This window comes from Pseudomonas sp. S3E12, assembly GCF_001702295.1.
In the GTDB taxonomy this organism is placed as follows: domain Bacteria; phylum Pseudomonadota; class Gammaproteobacteria; order Pseudomonadales; family Pseudomonadaceae; genus Aquipseudomonas; species Aquipseudomonas marginalis.
The window spans coordinates 164,381-184,431 of sequence record NZ_MBDT01000029.1 but is presented as its reverse complement, the minus strand read 5'-3'; the positions used below and the strand labels follow the sequence as shown (position 1 = coordinate 184,431).

The 20,051-nt window shown below is 62.1% G+C and carries 11 protein-coding genes and 1 pseudogene; 7 read left to right on the top strand and 5 right to left on the bottom strand.

What is annotated here, in order from left to right:
* The first annotated feature begins 15 nt into the window (after positions 1-15).
* Positions 16-1,293, top strand: a complete 1,278-nt coding sequence (locus BB029_RS22435) for an O-acetylhomoserine aminocarboxypropyltransferase/cysteine synthase family protein (protein WP_065940823.1) — start codon at positions 16-18, stop codon at positions 1,291-1,293.
* Here BB029_RS22435 and BB029_RS22430 read toward each other — a convergent pair.
* From BB029_RS22430 to putP, 3 genes are all read right to left on the bottom strand, one after another.
* The gene (locus BB029_RS22430) at positions 1,279-2,004 is read right to left on the bottom strand and encodes a DUF4123 domain-containing protein (RefSeq protein WP_065940822.1); all 726 of its coding nucleotides are present in this window, start codon (positions 2,002-2,004) and stop codon (positions 1,279-1,281) included. The two genes, BB029_RS22435 and BB029_RS22430, sit on opposite strands and share 15 nt — an antisense overlap.
* The gene (locus tag BB029_RS22425) at positions 1,979-4,033 is read right to left on the bottom strand and encodes a type VI secretion system tip protein VgrG (protein WP_065940821.1); all 2,055 of its coding nucleotides are present in this window, start codon (positions 4,031-4,033) and stop codon (positions 1,979-1,981) included. Before BB029_RS22425 ends, BB029_RS22430 begins: the two co-directional genes overlap by 26 nt.
* Before the next feature lie 203 nt (positions 4,034-4,236).
* Complete coding sequence (gene putP / locus BB029_RS22420; protein WP_065940820.1) at positions 4,237-5,721, bottom strand: sodium/proline symporter PutP; 1,485 nt, start codon at positions 5,719-5,721, stop codon at positions 4,237-4,239.
* Positions 5,722-6,180: 459 nt separating this feature from the next.
* Between putP and putA the strand changes: the two genes are divergently transcribed.
* Complete coding sequence (putA, locus tag BB029_RS22415) at positions 6,181-10,134, top strand: trifunctional transcriptional regulator/proline dehydrogenase/L-glutamate gamma-semialdehyde dehydrogenase (RefSeq protein WP_065940819.1); 3,954 nt, start codon at positions 6,181-6,183, stop codon at positions 10,132-10,134.
* A 148-nt stretch (positions 10,135-10,282) separates the two neighbouring features.
* On the top strand, positions 10,283-12,085 hold the full coding sequence (locus tag BB029_RS22410; protein ID WP_065940818.1) for an acyl-CoA dehydrogenase: 1,803 nt from the start codon (positions 10,283-10,285) through the stop codon (positions 12,083-12,085).
* On the opposite strand, the gene BB029_RS22405 is transcribed toward BB029_RS22410, so the two are convergent.
* Complete coding sequence (locus tag BB029_RS22405) at positions 12,082-12,372, bottom strand: cell division protein ZapA (protein WP_017526490.1); 291 nt, start codon at positions 12,370-12,372, stop codon at positions 12,082-12,084. The genes BB029_RS22410 and BB029_RS22405 overlap by 4 nt on opposite strands.
* Positions 12,369-12,599, bottom strand: coding sequence for a hypothetical protein (locus BB029_RS22400; RefSeq protein WP_003187970.1), 231 nt, complete (start codon positions 12,597-12,599; stop codon positions 12,369-12,371). Before BB029_RS22400 ends, BB029_RS22405 begins: the two co-directional genes overlap by 4 nt.
* 275 nt (positions 12,600-12,874) lie before the next feature.
* Here BB029_RS22400 and BB029_RS34330 point away from each other — a divergent pair.
* The 4 genes and pseudogenes from BB029_RS34330 to mscK form a co-directional block, all read left to right on the top strand.
* Positions 12,875-13,645, top strand: a pseudogene (locus BB029_RS34330) (MCP four helix bundle domain-containing protein); the annotation flags it as partial.
* Positions 13,628-14,500, top strand: coding sequence for a methyl-accepting chemotaxis protein (locus tag BB029_RS34325; RefSeq protein ID WP_371914633.1), 873 nt, complete (start codon positions 13,628-13,630; stop codon positions 14,498-14,500). The pseudogene BB029_RS34330 and the gene BB029_RS34325, both read left to right, overlap by 18 nt.
* Positions 14,501-14,836: 336 nt before the next feature.
* The gene (locus BB029_RS22390) at positions 14,837-16,579 is read left to right on the top strand and encodes a potassium/proton antiporter (RefSeq protein ID WP_027604969.1); all 1,743 of its coding nucleotides are present in this window, start codon (positions 14,837-14,839) and stop codon (positions 16,577-16,579) included.
* 52 nt (positions 16,580-16,631) lie between these two features.
* On the top strand, positions 16,632-20,015 hold the full coding sequence (gene mscK / locus BB029_RS22385) for a mechanosensitive channel MscK (protein WP_065940816.1): 3,384 nt from the start codon (positions 16,632-16,634) through the stop codon (positions 20,013-20,015).
* The last annotated feature ends 36 nt before the right edge of the window (positions 20,016-20,051 follow it).

The window sequence follows — 20,051 nt, the reverse complement described above, 5'->3', positions numbered from 1 at the left end:
AGGTCAATAACAATCATGAAAGACGCCACCATCGCACTGCACCACGGTTTCAAGTCGGACCCGACCACCAAGGCGGTCGCCGTGCCGATCTACCAGAACGTCGCCTTCGAATTCGATAACGCCCAACACGGCGCCGACCTGTTCAACCTGGACGTACCCGGCAATATCTACACGCGCATCATGAACCCCACCAACGATGTGCTGGAGCAGCGCATCGCCGCCCTTGAAGGCGGTATCGCAGCGCTGGCCGTCTCGGCCGGCAGCGCGGCGATCCACTACGCCATCCAGACCTTGACCCGTGCGGGTGACAATATCGTCACCACACCGCAACTCTACGGTGGCACCTACACGCTGTTCGCCCACCTGCTGCCGAGCTTTGGCGTGGAGGTGCGCTTCGCCCGGGACGACAGCGCCGCCGCCATCGCCGAACTGATCGACGACAACACCAAGCTGGTGTACTGCGAAAGCATCGGCAACCCGGCGGGCAATATCATCGACATCGAAGCCCTGGCCGACGTCGCCCATGCCCGCGGCGTGCCGCTGGTGGTGGACAACACCGTGGCCACGCCGATCCTGTGCAAACCGATCCAGTTCGGCGCCGACATCGTGGTGCACTCGGTGACCAAGTACGTCGGCGGCCATGGCAACTCCCTGGGCGGTGTAATTGTCGACAGCGGCACGTTCCCGTGGACGAAATACTCGGATAAATTCCCCGGCCTCAACCAGCCCGAGCCGGCCTATCACGGCGTGGTCTATACCGAAAAATTCGGCCCCGCCGCCTTCATCGCCCGTGCCCGTACCGTGCCACTGCGCAACACCGGCGCGGCGTTGGCCCCGATGAATGCCTTCCTGTTGCTGCAAGGCCTGGAAACACTGGCGTTACGCATGGAGCGCCACACCGAAAACGCCCTGAAAATCGCGCAATTCCTGCAAGGCCATGCCCAGGTGGAATGGGTCAGCTACGCCGGCCTGCCGGACCACCCGCACCACGCATTGGCGCAGAAATACATGCAGGGCAAACCGTCGGCGATCCTGTCCTTCGGCTTGAAGGGCGGCTTTGATGCCGGTGTGCGCTTCTACGACGCCCTGCAAATCTTCAAGCGCCTGGTCAACATCGGCGACGCCAAGTCCCTGGCCTGCCACCCTGCCTCCACCACTCACCGGCAGATGAACGAGCAGGAACAGGCCAAGGCCGGCGTAAAGCCGGAAATGATTCGCCTGTCCGTGGGTATCGAAGCGGTCGAAGACCTGATCGACGACCTGCAACAGGCGCTGGCCTCAACTCAACTCTGAGTCCAGGTAGCCCGCCAACGCTTCAGGGCTGATATCCGCGCTGCGTACGAAGTAGGCGACCTTGTGCCGCAAGGTCGCCGGCGTGAAGGCGGCATACAGGTCGGGGCGCTGTTCTTCCAGCCACTGCAGCAGGTTGTCGATCAGGGTCTGCGGCGACTGCGCGGCCAAGTGCGCCAATAACGCGTCAGGCACTCGCCACCAAGGGCTAGCCTTGGCCGCAGTGACCGATGGCGTCGCCACGCTCAACGGCTGGCCATTGATCAGATAGCGCTGGAACACGGGCAGTACTGCGCCGATTTCATCGCCCAGTTTCTGCACAATCGGCAGAAACTGGGCGCCATCCCAGAAGCGCAGGAATACGCTCCGCTCATCGGGAAGCACTATCTTGGTCAGGCCTTGCAGGTGAGCAACCACGACTTCCAGCGGGCTGGACGATACCGCCAGCCAACCCCAGTCCGAAGCGTCAGTGGCTGCGATCCAATCGAGGAAGGCACTGTCGGGTTCGACAATCCCTGCGTAGGGCATCACCTCATCCCACCCGGCATAGGCCGTGCCTGCCCAGAGCGCTTGAGGCAACATCCCGCCGGCCGAGACTTGCCACGCAGCCAGCGGCTTCGCGTCGCTGGCACTGCTCAGTACCACGTAAAGCCGCTCATTGGGGAGTAGAGGGAATTGTGCCAGCCAGTCATCGGGGCTCAAGGGTTGGGACATCAGGGTAAATTCCTTTTAAGGTTGAATGGAATGGGAGGGCACACTGCCCGTCACTGCAGCGTTGGCACTCTTCACAAAACGGCGCGCTCCGTTTCAGGCTGGCGACCTGTATCCGGCTCAGCGGTGCAGGTATAACCGCCAGCAACGCCGCTTTCACCCCAGGCATCAATGGCGACGCCGCCGGAGCAGGCGCGCCTCCCAGTTGAATGGGCGTGCTGCTGAAAATCCCCTCTGCCGACAGCGTGATCGACTGCCCACCGGCCTGGATTGTCACGCTTGCGCCCGCATCAATGACAACACTCTGCCCGGCGCCCATCCGGATCGTCCGCCCGGCCCGCATCTGCTGCGAACCGCCGACCACCAGATGATCGTCCTGCTTGAGTTCCGTCAAACGGTTGCCATGGGTGATGCGCTGCTCTTCGCCTTGCAGCTCATGGTGCGACTCACCGCCCACCCTGATGCGTCGCCGATGGTCGATCTGCACCTGCTGGTCATGCAGCACATGCTGGGTCCAATCCCGCTGGGCGCGCAGGTAGATCTCCTCGGCGCCCTTGCGGTCTTCGATGCGCAGTTCGTTGTAGCCACCGCCACCGGGGCTGCTCTGGCTACGGAAGATACTGCGGGTCTTGTCTGCCGGCAGGTCGAGGGGGACCGGGGTCGCCGCGTTCGGCAGGCAGCCCATCACCAGCGGCATGTCCATATCGCCATTGGCGAACCCCACCAGTACTTCCATGCCCACTCGCGGGATAAGTACCGAGCCATAGCGGTCATGGGCCCAACCGCTGGCCACCCGCAGCCAGCAGCTGGAATGATCGTCATGCGCCCCAGCGCGATCCCAGGCCAACTGCACCTTGACCCGGCCGTATTCGTCGCAGTGGATTTCACTGTCGACGGGGCCGGTCACCACTGCGTTTTGATAACCCGACAACGCCGGCCGCGCCTGCTCAGGCAAGGGTGGGCGGAAGATCACGTCCCACGGAGTCGCCACACATTCATTGCGATACCCCTGAAGAAAATCTCCACCGCCAACCTCGGTGACAGCCTCCTCCAGAACCTGGGGCTGCCTGCCTTCGTGGGTCACTTGCGTCACCAGCCACACGTCATTCCATTCGTCCCGCGGATGCCCGGTCAACTTGAAGAACCGGCCGCTGCTCAATGCAGGGTCATCGCCGCTGGCACGGGCTATTCGATAGTCGCTACGGTGCCGCTCCAGGCCACGTTGCGCGAGATATTTGCCGTGGGGGCGATCGGAAAAGTGACCGGGGTAGGCCTGCGCCTCAAACCGTGGAAGCTGTTCGCCGACCACGCCACTCTCCAGCACCAGGCTTGGCTTGAGAAAGTCGTAGTCACGCAGGTTGACCGCGGTGGTGCGGGTTTCCAACCGCAGCGCAAAGCGCTTGATGGCCGGCGTATCCGCCACCATCCCGGAGCCCGGCATGTAGGGCGTAGGCTGATCGGGCGGGGCGAAAACGGTCTGGTCATCGCCAAACACCAGCAGGTGTCCTTCGGGCGAATGCTGGAAGTGATAGTGAATCCCCTGTTCGGCACACAGGCGCTGAATGAAGGCCAGGTCGCTCTCGCCAAACTGCACGCAATACTCGCGTTCGGGATAGGCACCACTGAGGTGAAATTCGAATTGGTCCGCATGGAGCCGCTGCTCCGCCAGCACCTGCGCAATGATCTGCGGCACCGTCTTGTGCTGGAAGATCCGCTGGTGACTGCTGTGCGCGAGATAGGCCAACTGCGGCACAAGGCTGATCTGGTAACGCGTCAGCCGCCTCCCGGAATCGCCCTGCGCGACCCGATAAACCAGGCCATGGACACCACGGCCGTGAGCATCGAAGCCCAGGTATGCCGGGCGATGCAGCAGGCTTTCCAGGTCCAGGTCGGGCTGTTCGCTGACCAGTTCAAGATCAAAACGATACGGCTGGCTGATGGCTTCGCAGCCCTGGAACTCAAACACCTTGAGTTCACTTGGCACACCGTCGAGGGTCAGGGTAAAGGCACTTTGATTGGCAGGAGCGAACATCCGGTGTTTCTCTGCGAGGGGTGGGCGGGAGATTCCGCACCACTGCCTCACCCTGCCGGGCACAGTCCTAACAAATCAGTAAAACCCTACGTGTGTGCGTAGGAGTCCTACTCAGTCCAGCTCGAATCGCACGCAAAAAAAGACCCGCCATCCGTAGGACGCGGGCCTTCTTTTAATTCATCGAGCGCTCAGCGCCCGGCGAATCACTTGTTGAGGTTGTAGTCTTTTTCCGCCGCATCAAAGCGCTCGACCATACCGGCTGTCGGTGCGCCCAGCTTGCTCACGACGTAGATCGCCAGGCTGGCGAAGATGAAGCCTGGGATGATTTCGTACAGGCCCAGCAGTTCGAAGTGCTTCCACACGATCACGGTGACCGCGCCGACCAGGATCCCGGCCAGTGCGCCGTTACGGGTCATGTTCTTCCAGATCACCGAGATCAGCACCACAGGGCCGAATGCAGCACCGAAACCGGCCCAGGCGTAGCTCACCAGGCCCAGGACGCGGTTGTTCGGGTTGGCGGCCATGGCGATGGCGATCAAGGCCACCAGCAGTACCATCAGGCGGCCGACCCAGACCAGTTCAATCTGGGAAGCGCTTTTGCGCAGGAAGGTCTTGTAGAAGTCTTCGGTCAGGGCGCTGGAGCACACCAGCAACTGGCAGCTGAGGGTGCTCATGACCGCAGCCAGGATGGCCGACAGCAGTACGCCCGCGATCCATGGGTTGAACAGCAACTTGGCCAGTTCGATGAACACGCGTTCATGGTTCTCGTTGACCGGGCCCGCGACTTCCGGGTGCGCCGAGAAGTAGGCGATGCCGAAGAAGCCCACGGCCACGGTGCCGCCCAGGCACAGGATCATCCAGGTCATGGAGATGCGACGCGCGTTGGCGATCGACTTCACCGAATCCGCCGCCATGAAGCGCGCGAGGATGTGTGGCTGGCCGAAGTAACCCAGGCCCCAGCCCATCAGCGAGATGATGCCGATGAAGGTGGTGTTTTTCAGCATGTTGAAGTTGTCGGGATTCTTGGCTTCGATAGCCAGGAAGGTGGTGTCGACGCCACCGGTGGCCAGCAGCACGATGATCGGCGTGAGGATCAGCGCGAAAATCATCAGCGTGGCTTGTACGGTGTCGGTCCAGCTGACGGCCAGGAAACCACCCACGAAGGTGTAGGCAATCGTCGCCGCAGCGCCGGCCCACAGCGCGGTCTCGTAGGACATGCCGAAGGTGCTTTCGAACAGGCGGGCACCGGCCACGATGCCGGACGCGCAGTAGATGGTGAAGAACACCAGGATCACGACCGCAGAGATGATCCGCAGCAGGCCGCTTTTATCTTCGAAACGGCTGGAGAAGTAGTCCGGCAGGGTCAGGGCGTCGCCGTTGTGCTCGGTCTGTACCCGCAGGCGACCGGCCACGAACAGCCAGTTGAGGTAGGCACCGACGATCAGGCCGATGGCGATCCAGCTTTCCGACAGGCCGGACATGTAGATCGCGCCCGGCAGGCCCATCAACAACCAGCCGCTCATGTCGGAAGCACCGGCTGACAAGGCAGTCACCACGCTCCCGAGGCTGCGACCGCCGAGGATGTAATCGGAAAGGTTGTTGGTGGAGCGATAGGCCATGAAGCCGATCAGCACCATTGCTGCGATGTAGATCACGAACGTGATCAGGGTTGGATTACTAACGCTCATAGGAGTGACGCCCTGGCTTTGTTTTTATGTAGCGGCGGTCTGTCAGACGGCCACCTACTGGAAGTAGGTAAACGTAACTGCGTGCCGCGCATTTATGACTGACGTTTCCCCAGGAAAGCCGCCAGCCGATGAACCAAACCCTAAAGCCGGTTGCACCTTGGGCGCGAATGCTATTCAACAAAGCAAATAAGGTGCAACCAGTTTCTTGGGAATAAGTTGCACCCAAGTGTAAAACCCGCAAAACGCTCCTTTTTTGCTCCTTTTCGGAGCAAGAACAGCCGATCTCAGAAGCAAATGCACCAAGCCGAAGCGGATTCCGTCGCCGGCCAATTTTTTTCCGATCAAGGACGAAAAATTCATCGACAAAATGGGTTGCACCCGGTTGCACCTCTCCCTGAGCAAAGCTAATCTTGCCGCCAGCTGATGCCACTCGGTAGTGGCACCCATGAGGATAAGAAAATGGCTACGACCACCCTTGGGGTCAAACTCGACGACCCGACCCGCGAACGCCTCAAGGCGGCCGCGACCTCCATTGATCGCACGCCGCACTGGCTGATCAAGCAGGCGATTTTCAATTACCTGGAGAAACTCGAGGGTGGTGCAACCCTGACCGAACTCAACGGCTTGAGCAGCAAGGACGCTGACGACGCAGGCGAAGTCCAGAGCGACCACGCCCACCAGTGCTTCCTTGAGTTCGCCGAGAGCATCCTGCCGCAATCCGTACTGCGTGCTTCGATCACCGCCGCTTACCGCCGCCCCGAGCCGGAAGTGGTGCCGATGCTGATCGAGCAGGCCCGCCTGCCGGTGCAAATGGCCGAAGCCACCAACAAGCTCGCCGCGTCGATTGCGGAAAAACTGCGCAATCAGAAGAGTGCCGGCGGCCGTGCCGGGATTGTTCAGGGCCTGCTGCAGGAATTCTCGCTGTCGTCCCAGGAAGGCGTAGCCCTGATGTGCCTGGCCGAAGCACTGCTGCGGATCCCGGACAAAGGCACCCGCGACGCGCTGATCCGCGACAAGATCAGCACCGGTAACTGGCATCCGCACCTGGGCAACAGCCCGTCGCTGTTCGTCAACGCCGCCACCTGGGGCCTGCTGCTGACCGGCAAACTGGTCGCTACCCATAACGAAGCCGGCCTCACCTCATCCCTGAGCCGCATCATCGGCAAGAGCGGCGAGCCGATGATCCGCAAGGGCGTCGACATGGCCATGCGCCTGATGGGCGAGCAGTTCGTGACCGGCGAAACCATCGCCGAAGCCCTGGCCAACGCGAGCAAATTCGAAGCCAAGGGTTTCCGCTATTCCTACGACATGCTCGGTGAAGCCGCCCTCACCGAACACGACGCGCAGAAATACCTGGCCTCGTACGAGCAAGCCATTCACTCCATCGGCAAAGCCTCCCACGGCCGTGGGATTTATGAAGGCCCGGGCATCTCCATCAAGCTGTCGGCCCTGCACCCGCGTTACAGCCGTGCGCAGTACGAACGTGTGATGGATGAGCTGTACCCGCGCCTGCTGTCCCTGACCCTGCTGGCCAAGCAATACGATATCGGCCTGAACATCGACGCCGAAGAAGCCGACCGCCTGGAACTGTCGCTGGATCTGCTCGAGCGCCTGTGCTTCGAGCCGCAGCTGACCGGCTGGAACGGCATTGGCTTCGTGATCCAGGCCTACCAGAAGCGTTGCCCGTATGTGATCGACTACGTCATCGACCTGGCACGCCGCAGCCGCCATCGCCTGATGATCCGCCTGGTAAAAGGCGCGTACTGGGACAGCGAGATCAAGCGCGCCCAGGTCGAAGGCCTGGAAGGCTACCCGGTGTATACCCGCAAGGTGTACACCGACGTTTCCTACATTGCCTGTGCACGCAAGCTGCTGTCGGTACCGGAAGTCATCTACCCGCAGTTCGCTACGCACAACGCCCATACCTTGTCGGCGATTTACCATATCGCCGGTCAGAACTATTACCCCGGCCAGTATGAATTCCAATGCCTGCACGGCATGGGTGAACCGCTGTACGAGCAGGTAGTAGGCAAGGTTTCCGAAGGCAAGCTGAACCGTCCGTGCCGCGTGTACGCACCGGTCGGCACTCACGAAACACTGCTGGCTTACCTGGTGCGTCGCCTGCTGGAAAACGGCGCCAACACCTCGTTCGTCAACCGCATCGCCGACCAGTCCATCTCGATCCAGGAGCTGGTGGCCGATCCAGTGGCCAGCATCGAGCAGATGGCGACGCTGGAAGGCGGCTTCGGCCTGCCGCACCCGCGTATCCCGCTGCCCCGTGACCTGTACGGCAGCGACCGTGCCAACTCGGCCGGTATCGACCTGGCCAACGAACACCGCCTGGCATCGCTGTCCTGCGCCCTGCTGGCCACCGCGCACAACAACTGGAAGGCCGCGCCGATGCTCGGTTGCGCCGCCAGCGATCAAGCGGCGGCACCGGTATTGAACCCGTCCGACCTGCGTGACGTGGTCGGTCACGTGCAAGAAGCCACTGTCGAAGACGTCGACAACGCGATCCAGTGCGCCATCAGCGCCGGCCCGATCTGGCAGGCCACCCCGCCCGCCGAACGCGCCGCGATCCTGGAACGTGCCGCCGACCTGATGGAAGGCGAGATCCAGCCGCTGATGGGCCTGCTGGCCCGCGAAGCCGGCAAGACCTTCGCCAACGCCATCGCCGAAGTGCGTGAAGCCGTGGACTTCCTGCGCTACTACGCGGTACAGGCGCGCAACGACTTCACCAATGACGCCCACCGCCCACTGGGCCCGGTGGTGTGCATCAGCCCGTGGAACTTCCCGCTGGCGATTTTCAGTGGGCAAGTGGCTGCCGCACTGGCCGCCGGTAACCCGGTCCTGGCCAAGCCAGCCGAACAAACCCCGCTGGTCGCCGCACAAGCCGTGCGCATCCTGCTCGAAGCCGGTATTCCCCAAGGCGTGCTGCAATTGCTGCCGGGCCAGGGCGAAAGCGTCGGTGCGCGCCTGGTGGGTGATGATCGCGTCAAGGGCGTGATGTTCACCGGTTCCACCGAAGTCGCGCGGCTGCTGCAACGCAATGTCGCCGGACGCCTGGATGCCCAGGGCCGTCCGATCCCGCTGATCGCCGAGACCGGCGGCCAGAACGCGATGATTGTCGATTCCTCGGCGCTCACCGAGCAGGTGGTCATCGACGTGGTGTCCTCGGCCTTCGACAGCGCCGGTCAACGTTGCTCGGCCCTGCGCGTGTTGTGCCTGCAGGAAGATTCGGCAGACCGCGTGATCGAAATGCTCAAGGGCGCCATGGCTGAATGCCGCCTGGGCAACCCGGAGCGCCTGTCGGTGGACATCGGCCCGGTAATCGACGCCGAAGCCAAGGCCGGCATCGAGAAACACATCCAGGCCATGCGCGACAAAGGCCGCAATGTGTACCAGGTGGCGATTGCCGACGGTGAAGAAATCAAGCGCGGCACCTTCGTGATGCCCACCCTGATCGAGCTGGAAAGCTTCGACGAACTGCAACGGGAGATCTTCGGCCCGGTGCTGCACGTGGTGCGCTACAAGCGCAAGGAGATCGACCAGCTTATCGGCCAGATCAACGCATCCGGCTATGGCCTGACCCTGGGCGTACACACCCGTATCGACGAGACCATCGCCAAGGTGATCGACAACGTCAATGCCGGTAACGTCTACGTCAACCGCAACATTGTCGGTGCCGTGGTCGGCGTGCAGCCGTTCGGCGGCGAAGGCCTGTCGGGCACAGGCCCGAAAGCCGGTGGTCCGCTGTACCTGTACCGCTTGCTGTCGACCCGTCCTACCGATGCGATCGAGCAATCCTTCGTACGTGGCGACAAGCTGGCGGCACCGGATGTACGCCTGCGCGACGCCATGAGCCAACCGCTGACCGCCCTGAAAACCTGGGCCGACAGCAATAAGTTCAGCGAGCTGAGTGCGCTGTGCAGCCAGTTCGCCGCGCAATCCCAAAGCGGTATCACCCGTCAGTTGGCCGGCCCGACCGGCGAGCGCAACAGCTACGCCATCCTGCCCCGCGAGCACGTACTGTGCCTGGCGGACGTGGAAGGCGATCTGTTGACTCAACTGGCGGCAGTATTGGCGGTCGGCGGTTCGGCGGTGTGGCCGGAAACCGACCTGACCAAGGCCGTGTTCCCACGCCTGCCGAAGGAGATTCAGGCGAAAATCAAGCGCGTGGCCGACTGGAGCAAGGACGAGGTGGTGTTTGACGCCGTCCTGCACCACGGCGATTCCGACCAACTGCGTGGGGTGTGCCAGCAAGTGGCGCAGCGTGGCGGGGCGATTGTCGGGGTACATGGTTTGTCTCAGGGCGAAACATCCATTGCCTTGGAGCGCCTGGTGATCGAGCGTGCGTTGAGCGTTAACACCGCTGCTGCAGGCGGTAATGCCAGCCTGATGACCATCGGCTAACTGAATGTGGGAGGGGGCTTGCCCTCTCCCACATTTGATCGCATTTCAATTCCCCTTGTTCTGCCTCTTCATCACCCAGATCAATCTTGCTATCCAGTCTTTATTCGCGCACTTAGACTCAGGCCAATTCCCCCAAAGGTAAGCCGCCATGTCCGAGACGCTGCTCAGTTCCCGCAATCTGGCTTTCGAGCTGTATGAAGTCCTCGATGCCGAGGGCCTGACCCAGCGCGAGCGGTTTGCCGAGCACAATCGCGAAACGTTCGATGCCGCGATCAGCACCGCGCGCAGCATCGCCGAAAAGCACTTCGCCCCCCACAACCGTAAGAACGACGAAAACGAACCGCGCTACGAAAACGGCGCAGCCATCCTGATTCCGGAAGTCAAACCGGCGGTGGATGCGTTCCTTGAAGCCGGCTTTCTCAATGCGGCCCGTAGTTTCGAAGCCGGCGGCATGCAGTTGCCGACCCTGCTGTCCCAGGCCTGCTTCGCTCACTTCCAATCCGCCAACGCGGCCTCGACGTCTTACCCGTTCCTGACCATGGGCGCCGCCAACCTGATCGAAAGTTTCGGCACCGAGGAGCAAAAACTGCGCTTCCTGCAACCGATGATCGAAGGCCGCTTCTTCGGCACCATGGCCCTGACCGAGCCCCACGCAGGCTCGTCCCTGTCGGATATTCGTACCCGCGCCGAGCCCGCGGCTGACGGCAGCTATCGCCTCAAAGGCAACAAGATCTTCATCTCCGGCGGCGATCACCCGCTGTCGGAAAACATCGTGCATATGGTGCTGGCCAAGCTGCCGGACGCGCCCGCTGGGGTGAAGGGCATTTCGCTGTTTATCGTGCCCAAATTCCTGGTCAACGACGACGGCAGCCTCGGCGCGCGCAATGATGTGCTGCTGGCAGGGCTGTTTCATAAGATGGGCTGGCGCGGCACCACGTCCACGGCACTGAATTTCGGCGATAACGGCAACTGCGTCGGCTATCTGGTGGGTAAACCGCACCAAGGCCTGAGCTGCATGTTCCAGATGATGAACGAGGCGCGCATCGGTGTCGGCATGGGCGCGGTGATGCTCGGTTACGCCGGCTATCTCTATTCGCTGGAGTACGCCCGCGAACGCCCGCAAGGCCGCTTGCCCGACAGCAAGGACCCAGGCACCGCACCGGTCTCGATCATCCAGCACGCCGATATCAAGCGCATGCTGCTGACGCAAAAAGCCTACGTCGAAGGTGCCTTCGACTTGGGGTTGTACGCCGCGCGGCTATTCGATGACACCACCACACTGGAGACCGAGGCCGAACGCAAACAGGCCCATGAACTGCTGGACCTGCTCACCCCCATCGTCAAATCCTGGCCCTCGGAGTTCTGCCTCAAGGCCAACGAACTGGCGATCCAGATCCTCGGCGGCCACGGCTATACCCGCGAATACCCGGTAGAGCAGTACTACCGCGACAACCGCCTGAACCCGATCCACGAGGGCACCCATGGCATCCAGTCCCTGGACCTGCTGGGGCGCAAGCTGGCGCAGAACGGCGGCGCAGGCCTGAAGCAGTTGATCCGGCTGATCGCCGACACGGGCGCGCGAGCACAGGAATATCCAGGCCTGACGGCATTGAGAGAGCCGCTGGAGCACCTGGTCAGCCGCCTGCAAAGCGTGACCATCGGCCTGCTGACGGATCTCGCCCAGGGCAAGGTCAACAGCAGCCTGGCGAACTCGGCGCTGTACCTGAAGGTATTCGGGCATACGGTGATTGGCTGGCGCTGGCTGGAACAGGCGATTCGCGCCGAAGAAGGGCTGGCCAAGGGCAATGTGGCCGATGTCGCCTTCTATAAAGGCAAGCTCCAGGCCGCCCGGTACTTCCTGACTTGGGAGATTCCGGGCTGCCATCATGAACTGGCGATTCTGGAGGCACGGGATGATACGTGCCTGGGGATGCAGGATGAGTGGTTCTAGGGCTGGATCGCCTTGGAAATCACCTCGACCGTGGCGCTGACTTGCTCTTGGTAACGGTCGAGTTCCTGCTGGTGAGCCTGCTGCATTTCGATCTGCTCGGCGCACAGGTTCAGCGCCGCCAGCACCAGTAGCTTGTCACCGATCAGGGTCGGGTACTTTTTCTTGGTGGTGGCCAGGGAGGCCTTGAGCATGGTCACGGCGTGCATCAGGGTTTTATCTTCCCCGGCCGGGGCCTTGATCGAGTAATCCTCTCCGAGAATCGAAACGACCTTTATCCCTTCATTCATGCGCTGACAGGGCCTGCGCTCACGCGCTCAACCAGCGCCTGGATCCGCGCTGCGGTGGCGCCGTGCTTTTCTTCCTGCTCCATCAGGTTCAGTTGCAGGCTGTCGTTCTCATCCTTGGCGCGAGCCAGTTCGGCCTTGAGGGATTCGTTGCTGCCCAGTAGCTCCTGATTCTGCTGTACCAGGTCGCTGACCAGTTGTTCCAGTTGGCTGAGGGATGCTTCTAACATTTTGATTTCTCGGGCTTTTTCAAAGGGCGGTGACGATAAAGAAAATTCACCTCGGATGCCAGGGTTATCCCCGGCGCGCAGCCCGTTTTCATGGGCCGGGCCACGCTTTCGAGCCTTAGTGACTGCATTTCCCCCATCTGGTTCCTGAATCCGCGCATCCCCTCGTCAGATGCGACAAAAACGCACAGCCCCCTTTAGACTTTAGTCGTACGTCCGATAGAGAGGCACACCCCGTCTCATGACCGCACGGATTGCGCCTCTCCCAGGATTTCCGCATGTCGCTTCGTAATATGAATATCGCCCCGAGGGCCTTCCTCGGCTTCGCGTTTATTGGCGCGTTGATGTTGTTTCTAGGCGTGTTCGCCCTGAACCAGATGAGCAAGATCCGTGGCGCCACCGAAGACATCACCTTGTCCAGCGTGCCAAGCATCCGCGCCCTGGATGAGTTCACCCAACTGACCCTGCGCCTGCGCGTGTTGTCTTACCGCTTGCTGACCAACCGCGAGCCGGATGTGCAGCAAAAGACCCTGGAAGCCTTCGAACTGCGCAACCAGCAGATCCGCACCGCCCAGGGCGTCTACGAGAAACTGATTGAAAGCAGCGAAGAACGTAGCACCTACAACGAATATGTAAGCCTGCTGGGCCAGTACCATCAGATTGAAGAGCGCATGAAGAGCCTGTCACGGGCCAACCAGGTGGATGAGCTGCGCAGCCTGCTTAACACCGAATTGCTGAGCAACTCCGAGCAGGTCAACGCCGTGCTGACGCGCCTGCTGGACCTCAATAACAAGATGGCCCTGGCCACCAATCAGGAGGCCGAAGACCAGTACAACGCGGCCTTCAACCTGGTCGTGGGCCTGCTGGTGATCGCCACGCTGCTGACCCTGCTGTTTGCCTGGCTGCTGACCCGCAGCATCACCCTGCCGATTTCACTGGCACTGGAAGCGGCGGAAGAAGTCGCCGAAGGCAACCTGACACGGCCGATAAAAGTCGACGGCAACGATGAGGCCGGGCGCCTGCTCGCCGCCATGGCCAAGATGCAGGACAAACTGCGCGACACCCTGCAACGCATCGCGGGCTCCGCCACCCAACTGGCTTCCGCCGCCGAGGAACTGAACGCCGTCACCGACGAAAGTGCCCGTGGCCTGACCCGGCAAAACAACGAAATCGAACAAGCCGCCACCGCCGTCAACGAGATGACCAGCGCCGTTGAAGAAGTCGCACGCAATGCGGTGAGCACCTCTGAAGCCTCGCGCAACGCCACCACGTCTGCTGGCGACGGCCGCGACCTGGTGCAGGAAACCGTCAGCGCCATCGAGCGCATGAGCGGCGACGTGCAAGCAACCGCCACGCTGATCGGCGAACTGGCCAATGAGTCGCGCGATATCGGCAAAGTGCTGGACGTGATTCGCGGCCTGGCCGACCAGACCAATTTGCTGGCCCTGAACGCGGCGATTGAAGCCGCACGTGCCGGTGAAGCCGGTCGCGGGTTCGCGGTGGTCGCCGATGAAGTGCGGGCCCTGGCCCATCGTACCCAGCAGTCCACCAGCGAGATCGAGCGGATGATCGGCAGTATCCAGGCCGGCACCGAGCACGCGGTGGACTCGATGCGCAACAGCACCGAGCGGGCGGAGTCGACGCTGAACATCGCCAAAGGCGCGGGAATGTCGCTGGACACCATCAACACGGCGATTGTCGAGATCAACGAGCGCAACCTGGTGATCGCCAGCGCGGCGGAAGAACAGGCGCAGGTGGCGCGGGAAGTGGACCGCAACCTGGTGAACATTCGTGACCTGTCGGTGCAGTCGGCCACCGGCGCCAGCCAGACCAGTGCGGCGAGCAGTGAGCTGTCGCGCCTGGCGGTGGATTTGAATGGGATGGTTGGCCGCTTCCGCCTCTAACTGCCTGCACTGGCTTGAAATGTGGGAGGGGGCTTGCCCTAATGCCGGTCAGTTAAGGCTTTTTGTAGGAGCGAGCCTGCTCGCGAAAAACGCCCAGGCAACGCGTTCATTCTCGATAAGCGCGGTGACCCTGAGTTCTTCGCGAGCAAGCTCGCTCCTACAGTGAATCACTTTCGCTTAACTGAACGGCATTAGGGCTTGCCCCTCCCACATTTAGTTATGCGTGAATCAGAAAAAGCTTTTTGACAGTACCGCAATTCAACAGGTTAGAATCCCTGGCACGTAGACTGCATGGTCAGTTTGCGTCCCGTCTTGTTTGCCCATGGAGTACTGCCTTTGAATGCGACGACCATCAACAGCCTGTTCTTGATCGGCGCGTTGCTGGTGAGTGCGAGCATTCTGGTGAGTTCTCTTTCCTCGCGCCTGGGTATCCCGATCCTGGTGATCATCCTGGCCGTGGGCATGGTGGCCGGCGTCGATGGCGGCGGCATCATTTTCGACAATTACCCGACTGCCTACCTGGTGGGCAACCTCGCGCTGGCAGTGATCCTGCTCGACGGCGGTTTGCGTACACGGGTGGCGAGTTTCCGCGTGGCACTCTGGCCGGCATTGTCCCTGGCCACGGTGGGGGTGTTGATTACCACCGGCCTCACCGGCATGGCGGCGGCCTGGCTGTTTGACCTGAATATTATCCAGGGCCTGCTGATCGGTGCGATTGTCGGCTCGACCGACGCCGCAGCGGTGTTCTCGCTGCTGGGCGGCAAGGGCCTGAACGAACGGGTGACCGCCAGCCTCGAGATCGAATCCGGCAGCAACGACCCGATGGCGGTGTTCCTCACCGTCACCCTGATCGACATGCTCGCCAGCGGCCAGACCGGCCTGCACTGGAGCCTGCTGACCCACCTGGTGCGCGAGTTCGGCATCGGTGGCATCGTCGGCCTCGGCGGCGGCTGGTTGATGCTGCAAATGGTCAACCGCATCAACCTGGCCACCGGCCTGTACCCGATCCTGGTAATCGCCGGCGGCCTGTTCGTGTTCGCCCTGACCAACGCCTTCCATGGCAGCGGCTTCCTCGCCGTGTACCTGTGCGGCCTGGTGATCGGCAATCGGCCGGTGCGTAGCCGTCATGGCATTTTGCATATGCTCGACGGCATGGCCTGGCTCGCGCAGATCGGTATGTTCCTGGTGCTGGGCCTGCTGGTCACGCCCCATGATTTGCTGCCGATTGCCCTGCCGGCCCTGGGCCTGGCGCTGTGGATGATCCTGTTTGCGCGGCCGCTGTCGGTGATGGTCGGCCTGCTGCCGTTCAAAGCCTTCCATGGCCGCGAAAAGGCCTTTATCGCCTGGGTCGGCCTGCGCGGCGCGGTGCCGATCATCCTGGCGGTGTTCCCGTTGATGGCCGGCCTGCCCCATGCGCAGCTGTACTTCAACCTGGCGTTCTTTATCGTCCTGGTGTCGCTGCTGGTACAGGGCACCAGCCTGCCGTGGGTGGCCAAGCTGCTCAAAGTGACCGTGCCGCCGGACCCGGCGCCGATCTCCCGCGCAGCCCTGGAAGTGCACGTCACCAGCGAGTGGGAGCTGTTCGTCTACCGCCTCGGCGCAGAAAAATGGTGCATCGGCGCGGCCCTGCGCGAGCTGAAAATGCCCGAAGGCACGCGCATCGCGGCCCTGTTCCGTGGCCAGCAACTGCTCCATCCGTCGGGTAGTACGGTGCTGGAAGTCGGCGATCTGCTCTGTGTGATCGGCCATGAACACAACCTGCCGGCCCTGGGCAAACTGTTCAGCCAGGCACCGCAACGCGGCCTCGATTTGCGCTTCTTCGGCGACTTCGTCCTCGAAGGCGACGCCCAGCTGGGCGCGGTTTCGGCGCTGTATGGCCTCAAGCTTGAAGGGATCGACCCGGACATGCCGCTGAGCCGCTTCATCACCCAGAAAGTCGGCGGCGCGCCGGTCGTGGGCGACCAGGTGGAGTGGAACAACACCATCTGGACCGTCGCGGTCATGGACGGGAACAAGATTGGCAAAGTCGGCGTCAGATTCCCCGAAGGAAGTCGCCCGGGCCCCGGACTCTTCCTCTAAACTGCGGGGCGACAGCACGCCCCCGATTCTTCACCTTGCTCGATCGGTCTCTATGCCAACCCTGCGCACTTTTCTCGCCACTGCCCTGCTGGGCCTGATCCTTTGTGTCGGCAGCGTCTACGCCGCCGACCCACCCAGCGCCGACGCCATCCAGCAAACCCTGGACAAGCTGCCGGATCGCAAACTGCCCGACGCCGACATGAAGGCGCTGCAGTCGATCCTGCAACAGACCCTGACCTACCTGGGCAACAAGCAGGATTACGAGCAGCGCCTGGTCGACCTCAAGCGCCAGCTGGAAGACGCGCCGCGCCAGACCAGCGAGAACCAGCGCGAACTGACCCGGCTCAAGGCCACCAAGGTCATTCCGGTGGCCCAACGCTACGCCACCCTGCCGGTGCCGCAGCTCGAGCAATTGCTGGTGCAGCGCAGCACCCAGCAAGGCGACCTGCAAAAGGAACTGGCCGACGCCAACAGCCTGACCATCGCCGCCCAGACCCGTCCCGAGCGCGCCCAGACCGAAATCAGCAGCAGCCAGACGCGCATCCAGCAGATCAATGCCACCCTCAAGGCCGGCAAGGACAATGGCAAAGCCCTCAGCAGCGACCAGCGCAACCAGCTGAATGCCGAACTGGCCTCCCTGAATGCCCTGATCCCCCTGCGTCGCCAGGAACTGGCCGGCAACAGCCAACTGCAGGACCTGGGCAACAGCCAGCACGACCTGATCCAGGAAAAAACCGCGCGCCTGGAACAGGAGATCCAGGACCTGCAAACCCTGATCAACCAGAAACGCCTGGCCCAGTCCCAGCAGACCGTCACCCAACAGTCCATCGAAGCACAGAAAGCCGGCGGCAGCAGCCTGCTGGCCACGGAAAGCGCGGCCAACCTGAAGCTCTCCGACTACCTGCTCAAGAGCACCGACCGCCTCAACGACCTGACCCAGAAGAACCTGCAGACCAAGCAACAGCTGGACACCGTGACCCAGAGCGATTCGGCCCTGGACGAGCAGATCAATGTGCTCAAGGGCAGCCTGCTCCTCTCGAAGATTCTGTATAAGCAGAAACAAGCGTTGCCCCGCCTGACGGTGGACCGCGACCTGGCGGACGATATCGCCAACATTCGCCTGTACCAGTTCGAGGTCAACCAACAGCGCGAGCTGATCAGCTCCCCCAGCACCTATGTGGATAACCTGCTGGCCAACCAGCCGCCGGCCGACGTCACCCCGCAACTGCGCCGCGCCCTGCTGGAACTGGCGATCACCCGCAGCGACCTGCTGGAGCGCCTGAGCCGCGAGCTGAGCGCGCTGCTCAACGAATCCATCACCCTGCAACTGAACCAGAAACAACTGCTCAGCACCGCCACCACCCTGCGCGCGACGCTCGATGAACAGATGTTCTGGATCCCCAGCAACAAGCCGCTGGACACCGAGTGGCTGGAAACCGTGCCGGCGCACCTGAGCAAGCAAGTCACCACCCTGCCCTGGGCCTCCAGCGTCAGCGAGCTGTACGACGGCCTGACCCAGCGTCCGCTGCTGTTTTTGCCGTTGCTGCTGTTGATCGGTGCCCTGTTGTGGCGCCGCAACGCGTTGTACGCGCGCCTGAAAAGAGTTCATCTGGACATCGGCCACTTCAAACGCGACAGCCAATGGCACACGCCCCAGGCGATCCTGGTGAATATCCTGTTGGCGATGCCGGTAGCACTGGGCCTGGCGCTGTGCGGCTACGCGCTGCAGATCGACGCACGTGGGCAGAACGCCAACCTGGGTGCGGCGCTGTTGCAGATTGCCCAGGCGTGGCTGGTGTTCTACACCGCCTACCGCATCCTGGCACCGGGCGGCGTGGCTGAGCTGCACTTCCGCTGGGAAAAGCCCCAGGTCGAATTCCTACAGGGCTGGGTGCGCAAGCTCGGGCTGGTGGTGCTGGCCCTGGTGGCCGTGGTGGCGATTGCCGAGCATCAACCGGCGGCGCTGGCCGACGACGTGCTGGGCATTGGGGTGGTCCTGACCTGCTACGCCCTGATGGCCTGGCTGCTGGGACGCCTGCTGCTGCACAGCCCGACCCACGAAAAAGCCTCGCTGTTCCGCAAAGCCGTGGGCCTGCTGTTTACCGCCCTGCCTATCGCGCTGTTCATTGCCGTGTGCTTTGGCTACTACTACACCGCCCTCAAGCTCAGCGATCGGCTGATCAACACCCTGTACCTGCTGATGTTCTGGCTGGTCATCGAAGCCACCTTCGTCCGCGGCCTGGGCGTTGCCGCCCGACGCCTGGCCTATTCCCGCGCCCTGGCCAAACGCCAGGCCGCCAAGGAAGCCGGCGAAGGCGAAGCGGTGATCGAAGAGCCGACCCTGGATATCGAACAGGTCAACGAACAATCGATGCGCTTGATCCGCCTGGCGCTGCTCGGCGGCTTTATCGCGGCGCTGTACTGGGTATGGTCGGACCTGATCTCGGTATTTTCCTACCTGGACAACGTCACCCTCTACGAATACACCAGCGGCACCGGTGCCAATATCAGCATGGTGCCGATCAGCATCGGCGACCTGCTCGGCGCGCTGATCATCATCGGCATCACCTTCGCCCTGGCGCGCAACCTGCCCGGCCTGCTGGAAGTGCTGGTGCTGTCCAAGCTGGACCTGGCCCAGGGCAGTGCCTACGCCACGACCACCTTGCTGTCCTACATCATTGCCGGCGTGGGCTTTGTCTCGACCCTGTCCACCCTCGGCGTGAGCTGGGACAAGTTGCAATGGCTGGTGGCCGCGCTGTCGGTGGGCTTGGGCTTCGGCATGCAGGAGATCTTCGCCAACTTTATCTCCGGCATCATGATCCTGTTCGAGCGCCCGGTGCGGATCGGCGACACCATCACCATCGGCAACCTGTCGGGCACGGTAAGCAAGATCCGCATCCGCGCCACCACCATCACCGATTTCGACCGCAAGGACATCATCGTCCCGAACAAGACGTTCATTACCGGGCAACTGATCAACTGGTCGCTGACCGACACCATCACCCGCGTCACCCTCAAGCTGGGCGTGGACTACGGCTCCGACCTGGACCTGGTGAAGGAATTGTTGCTCAAGGCTGCCCGAGAAAACCCAAGGGTGTTGAAGGAACCGGAACCCCATGTGTACTTCCTCAACTTCGGCGAAAGTACGCTGGACCACGAACTGCGCATGCACGTGCGCGACCTCGGTGACCGCAACCCGGTGATCGACGAAGTGAACCGCTTTATCAACCGCGAGTTCAAGAACCACCACATCAACATCTCGTTCCGGCAGATGGAGGTGTACCTGAAAAACCTCCACGGCCAGGAGTACAAGCTGGTGCCGGTGGAGGACGAGAAGAGAACCATCGTCGGACCGACCGAGGCGCAAGATGTGCCGGAGCCGCCGGACGGCAAAGTGGCGGATGCACCCGAGCCACCGCCCAGCAAACTCGACTAAACGCCCTATCCCCAGCAGAATGCTCGGACATTCTGC

Bases quoted from the DNA above. Each gene is read 5' to 3' on its own strand.
- putA (WP_065940819.1), top strand. From the start codon at position 6,181: ATGGCTACGACCACCCTTGGGGTCAAACTCGACGACCCGACCCGCGAA.
- BB029_RS34325 (WP_371914633.1), top strand. From the start codon at position 13,628: ATGGCCAAGATGCAGGACAAACTGCGCGACACCCTGCAACGCATCGCG.
- BB029_RS22410 (WP_065940818.1), top strand. From the start codon at position 10,283: ATGTCCGAGACGCTGCTCAGTTCCCGCAATCTGGCTTTCGAGCTGTAT.
- BB029_RS22430 (WP_065940822.1), bottom strand. From the start codon at position 2,004: ATGTCCCAACCCTTGAGCCCCGATGACTGGCTGGCACAATTCCCTCTA.
- mscK (WP_065940816.1), top strand. From the start codon at position 16,632: ATGCCAACCCTGCGCACTTTTCTCGCCACTGCCCTGCTGGGCCTGATC.
- BB029_RS22405 (WP_017526490.1), bottom strand. From the start codon at position 12,372: ATGAATGAAGGGATAAAGGTCGTTTCGATTCTCGGAGAGGATTACTCG.
- putP (WP_065940820.1), bottom strand. From the start codon at position 5,721: ATGAGCGTTAGTAATCCAACCCTGATCACGTTCGTGATCTACATCGCA.
- BB029_RS22400 (WP_003187970.1), bottom strand. From the start codon at position 12,599: ATGTTAGAAGCATCCCTCAGCCAACTGGAACAACTGGTCAGCGACCTG.
- BB029_RS22425 (WP_065940821.1), bottom strand. From the start codon at position 4,033: ATGTTCGCTCCTGCCAATCAAAGTGCCTTTACCCTGACCCTCGACGGT.
- BB029_RS22435 (WP_065940823.1), top strand. From the start codon at position 16: ATGAAAGACGCCACCATCGCACTGCACCACGGTTTCAAGTCGGACCCG.